The organism is Nonomuraea solani (assembly GCF_900108335.1).
Lineage (GTDB): Bacteria > Actinomycetota > Actinomycetes > Streptosporangiales > Streptosporangiaceae > Nonomuraea > Nonomuraea solani.
Map to the genome: position 1 here is coordinate 253,693 of NZ_FNVT01000006.1, position 12,835 is coordinate 266,527.

Consider the following 12,835-nt stretch of genomic DNA (forward strand, 5'->3'; position numbering starts at 1 on the left):
TCGTCTCAGTTCGGGGCGAGAGGCGCGGTCGAGTCGCGCACGATCAGGGCCGGTTTGAAGATCTCAAGAGCCGGCCGGCGCTGGGCACCGGCCGGTTCGCGGGCCAGCCTGACCGCCTGCGTGACCGCGTATCCGACGATCTCCGAGATCGGCATCCGGATGGTGGTCAGCGCCGGCACGGTGTGGGCCGCGATGAGAATGTCGTCGAAACCGACGACCGACAGGCGGTCGGGCACGGTCACGCCCAGGCTGTGCGCGGCGTGCAGCACGCCCGTGGCCACCACGTCGGTCGAGGCGGCGACGGCCGTGGGCGGGTCGGGCCGGTCCATCAGGCGCCGCAGCGCGGCGTCGCCACCGGCCAGGGTGCTCGGGCTGCGCTGCGCGTAGCCCGGCGGCACCGCGCCGAACCGATCGCGCATGAAGCCGAGATATGCCTCTTCGCGCGCCCGATATTCGTTGGGCAGCTCCGCGTTGACGAACGCGATCCGCTCGTGGCCCAGGGACACCAGATGGCTCAGCGCGGCCTGGATGCCGGCCCGGTCGTCGGCGTCGACGGTCGGGAACTCGCGCGGGCTCGTGCCCGGCCAGAGCGCGACCACCGGCACGATCGAGTCGCGCAGGTCGGCCAGGAGCTGCGGATGCTCCTGCATGTCACCGAGCAGCACCACCGCGTCGGTGTGCCGGGTCTCCAGCACGGTGGTCAGCGAGACCGCCTCGTCGCCCATGCGCCCCGGCACGTGCCCCAGCACGACGTTGTAGCCGTGCGCCATCGACTCGGTCACCAGCGCCTCGATGACCCCGGCGAAGAAGGGGTCGCTGAAGTCGCGCACCACGGCGCCGATGAGGTTGGTCGCCGCGCCGCGCAGCCCGCGGGCCAGCGGGTTGGGCCGGTAGCCCAGCTCCCGCGCCGTCCGCAGCACGCGCTGGCGGGTGGCCGGCGCGATGGGCACGGCGGTGGGCACGCCGCTGAGGACACGGGAGACGGTGCTCTGCGAGACACCCGCCGCGGCGGCGATGTCACGCATCGTGGGCACGGGCCGCTTGGCCATCGGGTCTTCTGACATCCAGGCAAGATTAGCATCACGATGCAGGCATACGATTTCATGCCCCGCTCGCTTGGAAAACGAACGTCGACCTGTAACTTAGATTTTTCCTGATATATCCGCGTTTGTAGCGCCTATCTGATCACGAGGTTTGCCGCAAGCCCCGATATAGCGACATTCAAGTGCTCCCCCTATGCTCCCGCTCATGACTTTTCAGCCCTACGCGCCAGACTCCTCACGTCAGGAAATCGACGAATTACCGGCACCCGCCGAGGCGCGACCTCCAGAGGACGACGAGGACAAGGAGGGCGTGCTCGACCTGCTGGAAAAGGTCGGAGCGGTCGTCGTCCCGCTCGGCGTGACGCTGTACGCACTGCTCTACATCGGCTACCAGGGGATGTTCGCGGTCTTCGGCATCACCCCCGAGCAGGCGGGCATCGACCAGTCCGTGCTGCTCGGCCGGCTGCTCGGCACGCTCCTGCCTTTGATGATCTTCGGCGGGATCATCGTCGGCGTCCTCGTCACCCTCGCCTGGCTGCTGAACCTGATCACACGCGGCTGGATCGGCCGCATGGTGCAAGGGATCAGGCGCCAGCCGTGGATCGTCGCCGCGCTCGCGGCGATCTGGGCGGGCGGGTCCTATCTCGGTTACCTGTATTTCATGACCGCCCTGGACGCCGCCGACTCCGCCGAGGGGGTGACGGTGGAGGTCGGTGACGTGCTCATCGCGGGCGGGATCGGCATCCTTGCCTATCTCGTGCCCTTCCGGCTGCTGCGCCGCAAGGCGATCGGCCGGGCGGGGATGAAGGTGCTGGTCGGAGCGCTCACCGGGATCGGGCTCGGCTACATCCTCACGCTCCAGATGATGTACGGCGCGATCTCGGTGCTGGAGAAGGGCGAGTCCACCGCGCTGATGGACGCCGTCGGCTTCCAGACGCAGTGGGCGAAGCTCCAGGACAGCGGCGGCAAGCCGCTCTACGACAGCCGCTGGATGATGGTGCTCGGCGAGCACGAGGGCGGGTACGCCATCTACGACTGCGACAAGGGGCAGACGTTCCGCAAGTTCTCCGAGAGCACGATCCTGTCCGAGGTCCAGATGTGGTCCCCTGAGCGCGAGAAGGGCTTCGAGTGCGGCACTCTCGCGAAATAGGGCTCCTACGCTGATCGGAAACGGCCTTCGAGAGGAGCGACCCATGGCGGCAGCGCCCATTCTGGTCGTGGGGGCGACCGGCAAGACGGGACGGCGCGTCGCCGCCCGGCTGCGGCAGGACGGCCACGAGGTCCGCGCGGCCTCCCGGCGAAGCCCGGCGCCCTTCGACTGGTACGACCCCGGCACCTGGGCGGCGGCCGTACGCGGGGCGGCGGCCGCGTACATCGTGGACTCCCAGAGCGACGACGCCCCGGCCCAGGTGCGCGCCTTCAGCGAACTCGCGCTCGCCGAAGGCGTGCGGCGGCTGGTGTTGCTGTCGTCCCGCGACTGGTCGCGCTCCGGCGGCGACGCGGCGCTCGCCACGGAGCGGGCGCTGCGGGAGTCCGGCGCGGAGTGGACGATCCTGCGGGCGACCTGGTTCGCCCAGAACTTCAGCGAGGACCCGCTGCTCAGCGATCCCGTGGCCGCCGGCGAGGTCAGGCTGCCCACGGGGCAAGGACGCGAGCCGTTCGTGCACGCCGACGACATCGCCGAGGTCGCGGCGGCCACCCTCGTACGAGACGGCCACGCCGGCGAGATCTACGAACTGTCCGGCCCGCGCCTGCTGTCCTTCGGCGCGGCGGTCGGGGAGATCGCCCAGGCGGCCGGCCGCGACATCGCCTACGTCCCCGTCTCGGCGGAGGAGTACGCCGAGCACCTGGCCGGGCGGGGCATCGCGGGAGACGACGCCGAGCTGACGATCACGCTGTTCGGCTGGATCGCGGCCGGCCGCAACGAGGAGCTGTCCGACGGCGTCCAGCGTGCCCTGGGCCGCGAGCCCCGCGACTTCGGCCACTACGCCGCCGCCACCGACTGGCGGGTGTGAGGCCGGGCGCGGCTCTTTGGTGGCGGATCGGCAGGCGGCGCCGGCCCGGGCGAACACGTCCAGCAACAGCGGCACCTGGTCGATCTCGTCGAGGTGCCACCTGGACGACGCGCACGCGGCCTCGTAGTCGTCGAGGCCGCCCGCTTCAGCGACCGCCTGACATGACGGCCCGCGAACCCCCGCCAGAGGGCTCGCGGGCCCGTTTCTACCAGCCTCTGTAGTCGCTCCAGACGGCGGTGGGACCGTTGGTCTTGTAGGAGACGCTGTTCTTACGGACGTAGCGGAACGCACCCGAGGTGGTCTGCCGGTAGCGCACCAGGCTGCACCAATATCCCGCCGTGACGAAGCAGGTTCCGATCGCCCCGTTGTTGCTCGCCCACATGGAGGAGCGGAAGGCCACATTGCTGTAGAGCGTGGGAATCTTCTTGAGCGGCCTTCCGGTCACCTGCAGCGTTTCACCGCATTCCTTCGAGGCGCCCTTCGACACGGTCACGCCGTGGGCCCCGGAGTAGGACATGCCGTCCTTGCTCCATCCTCCGCCCACCTCCAGACTGGCCTGGGCCGAGGTCGAATCCATGTGGAAGCACGGTTGCGCCTTGACGTCCACGCTGGAGTTCAGCAGGAGATAGTTGTGCGCCTTGCGGATCTTGCTGTCGATCACCCACTTGTTGTTCACCTTCTTCTGCGGGCTGATGAACCACGGGCTGATGTAGAGCGTGGAGACGGCGCCGATCTTGTTGACGTTCCATTCGGTTTTGTCGCGCGGATCGCACTCCCGCCACTTCGCCTTGTGGACCACCTCGAAAAGGGTCCCCTTGACATACCGCTGGGTCACCTTCGACGGGCCTGCCAAATAGGCCCAGGGGGCGACGCTGGGGCTGCACGGGTCGGCCTGCGCCGTCGTCCCGCGCGGTGCCGCCGAGGGGGTGCCGGCGATCCGATCGGTGATGTACTGCTCGCCGTCCGTCGAGATGAGGTCTGATTCGTCCTCGTTGGTCTCGACCGGCACCTGGATGACCGTCATGTTGCCGCAGCGGTCGAAGGCGTGCACCGAGATCAGGAACTCGCTCGGCTCGACCTGCCCGGCCGTGCCCACCAGGCCCGCGTCGGGGGTCTGCTCGATCCAGGAGCGCTTGACCTGGACGGTGACGCGGACGCCTCCGTCCGGCATGGCCTCGACGGCCGACCCGGACAGCTCGACGGCCGAGCCGCTCCGCGTGACGCCCTCCTGCCGCATCGACTCACGCCGGCTCACCAGCGCGGCGTTCAGCAGCGAGAGCTTGGCGGTGCTCGGGGCTCTCGGGGTCACGCCGGGCGCGTCCCAGATGGTGGCCGCCCTTCCCTCCAGTACGGCGTCCTGCGCCTGGTAGTAGGACTTGACCCGGTCGAGGTAGGTCTGTCCGCCCGACGCGCTCGCCGCCCGCGCGCTGCCCGTCGCCGGCGGGGTATCGAGGAACGGGATGCAGGGCGCGTTCGGGTCCGGCGGCGGGGGCACCGCCTTGGGCGTGGCGGTGGCGCTCTCCCATTCGCTCGTCCCCAGGGCGGTCTTGGCCCGTACCTTGACGGTGTAGGTCTGACCGTTGGTGAGCTCGCCGATCGCCGCCCACGGCTCCTGCACCTCCAGCGTCTTCAGCGACGTGCCGCCGTCGTCCAGCACCTCGACGTCGTAGCCGTCGAGGATGGCGGTGCTGCCGTTGGACTCGGGCAGGCCCCAGCTCGCCAGCACGCTGGCGTCCCCGCCGGACGCGGCGAGGTTGACCACGTTGGAGGGCGGCCCCGCGGGCTGGTAGGTGAGAGCCAGTGACGGCTGTACGGCCGCCGCCGGGTCGGCGAACGTGATGACCTCGTCCTTGCCGGAGGTGAGGAGGAACCACTGGTACACGCGCCCGCCGAGATCGGCCTCCGGGGCGGTGAGCGGCAGCGGGTACGGGTCGGCGCCCGCGTCGGCGTCACCGGCCAGGTCCGGCCCCTTCGACTCGCCGGTCACGGGGCTCTTGAGCGGCGTGGCCGTGATGACGGCGTCGGCCGGGCAGGCGCCCGCCGGGCAGACCGGGGTGCCGAGCTTGAGCACGCCTCCCAGGACGGGCGCGCCGTCGGGCAGCTCGTCCAGCCGGAAACCGATGGCCGTGACCGTCTTGTCCGTGCCGGTGCCGCCGATCCGCATGACGGTCGCGTCGGTCACCGGGCACGGCGAGCCGTCGCAGGCGGCCGGGTCGGTCTTGGCGGTCTTGATGAGGATGTCGTCCTTGCCCAGCGTGAAGTTCTGGACGTCCGCCTCGGGGCCGGGCTCGGGGGCCGTGCCCGGGGTGGTGAAGGCGACGGCCGCGGTCTTGGGGGTGCAGACCTCGTCGAGGCCGTCCGCCGCCCGCGCCGCGACCGACGGGGTGCCCTGCTGGACCTCCAGGTAGTCGACGGACAGCCCGAACCATGTGTCGGCGATGTCGATTTTGACGGTGTTGGCGCCCGCCTTCAGGGTCACGGTGGTGCCGAAGTCGGCCCAGCCGGCGGCCTCGGCGAGGGTGTGCGTGGTCGCGGTCCCGTTGACGGTGAGCCTGATCGAGCTGGAGGCCAGCTCGCTCATGTACCGGAGCCGGAGCCTCGCGCTGCCCGCGGCGGCGGCGTTGACGGTCCAGGTGACGCTGTCGTCGGGGAAGTCGCTCCACACGGCGGCGTCGCCGGAGGTCTCGGCGGGCACGCCGGTCGTCTTGGCGAAGCCGTCCAGGACACCGGCCTCACCCTCGTACCGGCCCGTTTCCGGCGTGGGGGTGGGAGTCGGGGTCGGGGTCGGGGTCGGCGTGGGTGTCGGGGTCGGGGTGGTGGTTCCGCCTGATCCGGTGGCGCACGCCACCATGTGCCACTTGTACGTACGCCCCGCCTGAACGGTGCCGGCCGGCACCTGGAACGAGGCCCGTTCCCCGCCACCGGCCGTGAGCGTGCCCAGCGGAGCCGAGCCGACCGGCAGGTTGCGATCGTCGTACAGGTAGTACTTGGCCGTAACGGGGCCGCCCGACGGGCGGTTCACCATGCCCGACAGGATCGGCTGCGTCGGGTCGGCCAGCCCGGTCTCGGTGCCGGACGGGAGCATGGGCGCGTCCGAGGTGATCCGGTACGCCGGGCTCTCGTTGCAGGACGGCGGCGTGAGGCCGGTGCGGCACGCCTTCACCACGAACGTGAAGCTGGCCGGGTTGTCCAGCGTGAACACCTTGTCCAGCGCCTGCCCGGAGGGGATGCCGTTGTGCGTGGTGGTGCCGGGCACGCCGACCAGGGCGCGGATCTCCTCGGCCGTGAGCGCCCGCTGGTAGGCGTGGACGTCGTCCACCGCCCCGCTGAGGTTCGCGGCCTCGATCCGGGCGCGGCCGAGCTCGAAGGCGCCGCGGGCGTTCCAGGCGGCCGTGAACGCGCGTTCCGACGACAGCACGCCGTCCACGTACAGCCTGATCATGTGGGCGCTCGCGTCGTACTGGACCGCCACGTGCGTCCACTCGCCGATCTTGGCGAGCTTCTTGGACTGGATCGGCACCTCGCGGATCTCGGTGGCCGAGTCGTTCTCCGCGGTGGCGAACCACCAGCGCTGGTCGAACTCGGGCGCCGTGGAGGTCTCGTAGCGCAGCGTGAAGCCGGGCTGGTTGACGCCCATCTGCGACAGCACGGTCTGCGGCTCGGTGCTCTTGTCCAGCCGCACCCAGGTCGTCACCGTGTAGCTCTGGTTGGTGTTGAGCACCGGCTTGGCGGTGGCGGCGTACCCGGCGCCGGAGAACTTCACCGCCTGCCCGAGCTGACCGGCCTCGCGGCCGTAGGTGCCGGACAGCGTCGCGGGCAGGTTCTTGCCGGAGGAGTCGGCCGCGGTCTTGCCGGTGGTCTCGTCCAGTTTCCAGTACGCCGCCTCACCCGACGGGAGCTGCGCGGCCGGCGGAGCCATGGTCGAGTCGTTGACCGTGACGGTGTAGTCCAGGTTCGCGGTCTCGGGAACGGCCGACCTGTACGTCACCTTCACGTTCGTACTGCGGGCGATGGCGTCATTACCGGTGATCGAGTCGATCGACTCGGCGCTCACCGTGGGGATCTCCGGCGGGAGCACCCAGTCCACGCTCAGCTTGGGCACGTTCTGCCCGAACAGTTGCGGCCAGAACGCGAACGACTCGCTGAACCACGTGGGCACCGGGCTCTCGGCTGACAGGCTGAGCTTCAGGCCGTGGTTCGCGGTGCCGGTGGCCCACTGGCGGGTCATCGCGGTCAGGTCCCAGCTCCAGACGGCCCCTTCCGTGCCAGGGAGGGAGCACGGGTCGATCGAGGAGCGTCCCTCGGACGTGGTGGCGGGCTGGTTGCCCCAGTAGGTGTCGTCGGCCACCCACGCCTTGGTGACGCGCTGGGCGACGATCCCCTGGAACTCGCTGCAGTTGCCGACGTCCTGGCGCAGCATGAGCTGCATCGCGGACCTGACCACCTGGCGTCCGGCGATCGAGGAGGTGTCGAACGCCATCAGCGCCCGGTTCAGCGTGTCCCCGCTCGTGGAGTTCGACCGGCCGACGTACCCCGGCGACGACTGCATCGTCGGCGACCGGACGCCGGTCTCCTGGGTGATGCCCAGCGTGGTGGTGGGATCGACGGTGACCGGGTACGTGGTCGCGGGGTCGGCCAGCCACCCGGTGTCCGGCCTGAGCACCAGCACCGCGCCGTCGCCGTCGGGCTTCACCTGGGCGGCGACGTTCGTCTCGCGGCCGCCCCCGGCGTCCCACATGCGCGGCGTGGGCGCCGAGAGCACGGTCCGGCCGGCGTCGTCCGTCAGCTTCAGGCCGCCGCCCTTGGCCATCGCCAGGTCGAGCCCGCCGGTGGCGACGGGGATGCGGTACTCCACCGGGCCGGCGGGCCGCTCGCGCAGCACCACGTCGTGCCGGAACCCGGTGGGCAGGGCGGTCACGACGAGATCGGCCCCCTGCCCGGCGGCGTCGCGGTAGGTGGCCACGTTGCCGTTGACCTGCGGCCGGGGCAGATCCGTGGCCCAGGACAGCGCCACGTTCCGCTTGGTCCCGCGCCGCATCGACGCGAACGGCCCATCACCGCCCAGGGAGAATCGCACGTCGGCCAGGCCCACCTTGGGCCTGAGCACGCCGTCGCGCTCGGTCAGCGCGGTGTCGATCCACGCCCACGAGCCGTCGTCCCGCCTGACCTGCGCGGGCCCTCCGTAGGACTGGGTCGTGAGGTGCCCGTCGGGATAGGCCCACGTGCGCGAGGTCTCCGTATAGGCGGACTCCACAGGGACGGCGGCGCCCTTCTCCCTGGCCAGGGCCACGGCGGCACGCAGGGGCGCGTCCGGGTCCTCCGGCTTGGGGAAGGTCGTGACCGAAGGGGCCGTAATCGAGGGCTGGGCGGGGTCGGCGCCGGCGGGCAGCGCGACGAGAATGGACGTGGTCAGCGCGGCGACGCCGGCCAGAGCGGCCCAGACGGGACGGCCGTTCCCGCGCCGCGATAAGCCGCCGGGATTCGAGGGGTCGAGGGGCACCCATTCCTCCATACAGATGAGGGGAGATCCCTGGCGGGGCCAGGGACAGCCTCATGAGCATGGAGGACGGCGCTGTGGAGCCTGTCTCCACATTGTCGCGATCTTGATCGGTCAGGGGGCGGTCAGCGCCGCCTCGATGGCCGCGCCGTTACGGTCCAGCCAGGCTTCGCGCCGCTTGATCTCGTCGCCGACGCCCTCGTCCCACATGCGCGCCCAGCCGCCGCCCTTCTCCTCGGCGATCTGCTTCATCGAGAACCAGGCCCGCCGGGTCCGCATGACGGCCACCTCGACGAGCCGGGAGCGGTCGACGTCCGACATCCCGTAGGCGTCGGCGAGGATCCGGCAGCGGCGCGGCGCGTCGACGTCCCGCAGCGGCGGGTCGGCGTCCGCCGGGTCGCCCAGCGGCGCCCAATACAACATCGCGTTCATGATCTCTTCCACCCGGGTGGCCGGCCTGGCAAGGTCGAAATCGATCAGCGCGGCCGCCTGGCCGTCCCGGAACACGATGTTGTCCGGCGTGTAGTCAAGGTGCCCGACCAATTCCGGCGGGTACGGCGGCGCGGGCGGCGTGTCCGGCCGCTCCACGAGCCCGAAGCCGGACCGCACCCTTTCGGGCGGGACGAAACCCGCGACGGCGTCGTCGTAGGCGCGCACGAGACGCCCGACGGAGGCAAGCCGCTCCTCGTCGGCGACCCACGCCGGCCGCGGCCGCCCCGCGACCTCTCCGGGAACGAAGGTCAGCACCTCGCGCCCGGCCGCGTCGATGCCGAGAAATCGCGGAGCGCCGTCGAATTCGATTTCCGCCAGATGGCGCAGCAGCGCGTGCACGAAAGGCGCGTTGGGGCCGACCGGCCGGCGCACGGTGTCACCGACCCGGACGACCCCTTCGGTGACGTCGCCGCCGACGAGCGGGATTTCGGGATGAGGCTCGGCCGATTCAACATAAATGGGAGAGTTCATTTCTTCCCCGGAGGTGGAGGAGGCGCGGGCAAAGCCACGATCTTACGCCTTCATTCGGAGTCGAAGAACTCATTTCATGACCGGGCCGGTCACGTCCCCCGGCCCGGTCACGGACATGGGTCAGCCGGGCGGCACGATCCCGTTCTTGGCCACGGGAACGGCCAGTTGCAGGGAGGCGGTGAGCTGGAGCTGCTCAGGCGGCAGGTTGCCCAGTACGGGGTTGATGTGCCGCAGGTTCAGCGTCACCGGGGCGATGGCCGGGCCGGCGATGTCGAACTTCTCCAGGTCGACCCAGCGGACGATGTTGAACACGTCCGGCGGGATGTCGTCACCGGCCTTCTGCACGGGCACGCAGAGCTGGCGGGCGTTGGTGACCCGGATGGACCTGACGGGGATCTGGCCGGTCAGCACCGGGTTGAGCTGGGTGAGGGTCAGTGGGAAGGCGATGCCCGGGTTCGGCGTGTGCGCGTAGCACAGCAGGTCGATGTGCCGGACGACGCGTACGACGTCCGCGGGCGGGATCACGCCGTTCTTGATGACCGGCACGCACAACTGCTGCGGCACGGTCAGCGTGACGCCGATGCCGGGCTGGTTCTGCAGCACCGGGTTGAGGTGGCGCAGCCCGATGTTCTGGTTGATCGCGGGCCCGGCCACCCGGTAGCACGACAGGTCGACGAACCTGACGTAGTCGAGCACGCCCGGCGGCGGGATGACGTTGTTCTTGGCCACCGGGACGCACAACTGCTCACGCGGGCCGAGCGTGAGCTGCACAGGCGGCTGGTTGGCGAGCACGGGGTTGATGTGGCGTACCAGCAGCCCGATGGCCGGCGGCTGGTACGGGGTGGTCCTGAAGCACTCCAGGTCGAGATTCGACACGAATTCCCGCGGCGTCGGCGGCGCCAGGGCCGCCGCGGGCGGGGCGATGAGGAATGCGGCGGCGAATACCGCGAGGCCAGTGGATAAGAGGCGTCTTACCGTGAGCTTTGTACGGGCATCAAATGCGCCCTTTCCGTTCATCCATCCTCCTGAGCCGGTCGATCGTGCCTCGACTGTGCGCCCGCACGCCCGCCCCAACAAGGCCGATGGCCGCTATTTGCCATCCCGGTTTCCGACAATCGCGAGCACTCCGGTTTTCCGCATTTCAGCCACGCCATTGTTCGGCACGCGGCCGGCCGATGACGCGTGGATTCATCGGCCATGCCGCCGCCCGCACCGCCCCCGCGCCCGCTTCCGTCCTTCTTGACGGAAAGGCGGGGGCCGGTCTGTTGTCCGGTGGCCAATAGGCTGCCGTTCATGACACCCAGACGACGCAGGAGCCCCGAAGAGTCGCGTGCGGAGCTGCTGGCGGCCGCGGCCCGGCTGATCAGGGAGCGCGGTCCTGACAACGTCAGCCTGCGGCAGATCGCGGAGGCGGCCGGGGTGGCTCATGGGCTGGTGACGCATTATTTCGGTACGTATGCCGCCCTGGTGCGCGAGGTGCTGCGGGCCGAGAACGACCGCATGGAGGAGCGGATACGCGAGCGGATCCAGGCCGAGCAGGGTGTGCCGACCGCGGCGGGGATCATGAGCGTGGTGTCCGACACCCTGGCGGACGAGCGTTACCTGCGGCTGTTCGTCTGGGCCGAGATGCACGCCGACTACCGGGGGGCGGCGCGGCCCGAGCTGGTGGAGTTCATGGACGCGATGGAGGCCGGGATCCGCGCCGCGCTGGCCGGGCGGCCCGTGCCGAGCCGGGCCAGGATGGAGGCGGTGGCGCTGGTCGGGCTGTCGGCGGCGTACGGGTTCGCCATCGGCGGGCGGTCCTGGCTGGCGGGCATGGGCCACGATCCCGACGACCCGGCGCACGAGGCGGAGTTCCGTACCCAACTGGCCCGGATGATGGGGGCCCACATGGTGGAGGAGTCCGGCCTGGAGTGACTTATTCTCCACTTGGAGAATAGGATGCGGTCAGTCACGTTGATCGAGCAGACAGGACTGACGCGCATGGCCGAGCAGGTGCGAGCCTCCGACGAGGACCGCGAGCGGGTGGCCGAACGGCTGCAGGCGGCCGCCGCCGTGGGGCGGATCGAGCTGGCCGAGCTCGACCAGCGGCTCACCGAGGTCTACGAGGCCAGGACCCAGGCCGAGCTGGAGCGCGCCGCCCGCGGCCTGCCCGCGCCCGCCCGTACGGACACGCTGGTGGTGAGAGAAGAGCCCAGCTCCCGGTTCGCGATGAGCGTGTTCGGCTGGTTCAGCCGGAGGGGCCGGTGGGTCGCCCCGCGCGAGTTCACGTCGTTCTCGATGTTCGGCGGCGGGGAGATCGACCTGCGCGACGCCCGCTTCGCCGCCGACGAGATCAGGGTCCGCGCCTTCGCCCTGTGGGGCTACACGGAGGTCATCGTTCCCGACGATGTCGAGGTGGAGGTCAAGGGGATCGGCCTGTTCGGCGGGTTCGACCGCGGCGCCGTCCATCGGAGGAAGGGGGCGCCGCGGATCGTCATCAGCGGCCTCGCCCTGTTCGGCGGGGTCGGCACGAAGACCAAAGCGCCCTGACCTGGGCAGACGTGCTCACAAGAAATTTCTCCAAGGGGGATGTCGATCCGGCCGGTCTCCAGTCGACGCGTCAGTGAGAGCACGCGAACCTCAGGGAGACGCAATGAGCACCGTGGTGATGCACAACGTGGTGTCGGTGGACGGCTTCATCGCCAACGACAAGGACGAGATCGGCCCGCTGTTCGACTGGTACGGCAACGGCGACGTCCCGGTCGGCGGTTTCGGCGCGAAGGTCACGCGGGCCTCGGCCGACTACATCCAGCCGATGTTGGACGGCATCGGCGTGCTGGTGGTCGGCCGGCACGTGTTCGACATGACCAACGGCTGGGAGGGAACGCCCCCGTCGGGCGACCACATCGTCGTGGTCTCGCACCGGCCCAGGCCCGAAGGCTGGCACCCCGACGCGCCGTACCACTTCGTCAACGGGGTGGCGGAGGCGATCGCGAAGGCCAAGGAGCTCGCGGGCGACCGCAAGGTCGGCGTGGCGGCGGGCGACATCGGCGGCCAGGCCCTCGCCCTCGGCCTGGTGGACGAGGTGGCGATGGACGTCGTGCCGGTGGTCTTCGGCTCGGGCAAGCGCTACTTCGGCTCGGTCGACGCCCAGCACCTGCTGGAGGACCCGCACGTGGTGATCCAGGGCAAGCGAGTGCTCCACCTGGTCTATCGCGTCCGCCGCTAGCCCGGCATTCCGCGCGTCACCGACTGTGCGGAAACGAGGCGACTGACCCCTTCCGAGATCCGGTGCGCCACCCGGCGCGCCGGATTTTTTGTGCCCGGACGCATGG

Annotated in this window: 9 protein-coding genes; 5 read left to right on the forward strand and 4 right to left on the reverse strand. The window is 70.3% G+C overall.

What is annotated here, in order from left to right:
- Positions 1-5: 5 nt before the first annotated feature.
- Complete coding sequence (locus C4V41_RS24005; RefSeq protein WP_103958164.1) at positions 6-1,064, reverse strand: LacI family DNA-binding transcriptional regulator; 1,059 nt, start codon at positions 1,062-1,064, stop codon at positions 6-8.
- Between the two features lie 184 nt (positions 1,065-1,248).
- Here C4V41_RS24005 and C4V41_RS24010 point away from each other — a divergent pair, with 184 nt between their 5' ends.
- Together C4V41_RS24010 and C4V41_RS24015 are read left to right on the forward strand one after the other, a co-directional pair.
- Positions 1,249-2,193 carry a hypothetical protein gene (locus tag C4V41_RS24010; RefSeq protein ID WP_146103758.1) on the forward strand — a complete coding sequence of 315 codons (945 nt, stop codon included), beginning with the start codon at positions 1,249-1,251 and terminating at the stop codon, positions 2,191-2,193.
- 43 nt (positions 2,194-2,236) lie between these two features.
- Positions 2,237-3,058 carry an NAD(P)H-binding protein gene (locus C4V41_RS24015; RefSeq protein WP_103958166.1) on the forward strand — a complete coding sequence of 274 codons (822 nt, stop codon included), beginning with the start codon at positions 2,237-2,239 and terminating at the stop codon, positions 3,056-3,058.
- A gap of 205 nt (positions 3,059-3,263) precedes the next feature.
- Here C4V41_RS24015 and C4V41_RS24020 read toward each other — a convergent pair whose 3' ends face one another.
- The 3 genes from C4V41_RS24020 to C4V41_RS24030 form a co-directional block, all read right to left on the reverse strand.
- The gene (locus tag C4V41_RS24020; protein ID WP_103958167.1) at positions 3,264-8,570 is read right to left on the reverse strand and encodes a LamG-like jellyroll fold domain-containing protein; all 5,307 of its coding nucleotides are present in this window, start codon (positions 8,568-8,570) and stop codon (positions 3,264-3,266) included.
- 99 nt (positions 8,571-8,669) lie between these two features.
- Positions 8,670-9,518, reverse strand: a complete 849-nt coding sequence (locus C4V41_RS24025; protein WP_103958168.1) for a phosphotransferase — start codon at positions 9,516-9,518, stop codon at positions 8,670-8,672.
- A 120-nt stretch (positions 9,519-9,638) separates the two neighbouring features.
- On the reverse strand, positions 9,639-10,535 hold the full coding sequence (locus C4V41_RS24030; RefSeq protein WP_235030345.1) for a hypothetical protein: 897 nt from the start codon (positions 10,533-10,535) through the stop codon (positions 9,639-9,641).
- Between the two features lie 276 nt (positions 10,536-10,811).
- Here C4V41_RS24030 and C4V41_RS24035 point away from each other — a divergent pair, with 276 nt between their 5' ends.
- From C4V41_RS24035 to C4V41_RS24045, 3 genes are all read left to right on the forward strand, one after another.
- Positions 10,812-11,435: a TetR/AcrR family transcriptional regulator gene (locus C4V41_RS24035; RefSeq protein WP_235030346.1), complete on the forward strand. Its 624-nt coding sequence runs from the start codon at positions 10,812-10,814 to the stop codon at positions 11,433-11,435.
- 24 nt (positions 11,436-11,459) lie between these two features.
- Positions 11,460-12,050: a DUF1707 SHOCT-like domain-containing protein gene (locus tag C4V41_RS24040; protein WP_235030347.1), complete on the forward strand. Its 591-nt coding sequence runs from the start codon at positions 11,460-11,462 to the stop codon at positions 12,048-12,050.
- Between the two features lie 103 nt (positions 12,051-12,153).
- The gene (locus C4V41_RS24045; RefSeq protein ID WP_103958170.1) at positions 12,154-12,729 is read left to right on the forward strand and encodes a dihydrofolate reductase family protein; all 576 of its coding nucleotides are present in this window, start codon (positions 12,154-12,156) and stop codon (positions 12,727-12,729) included.
- The last annotated feature ends 106 nt before the right edge of the window (positions 12,730-12,835 follow it).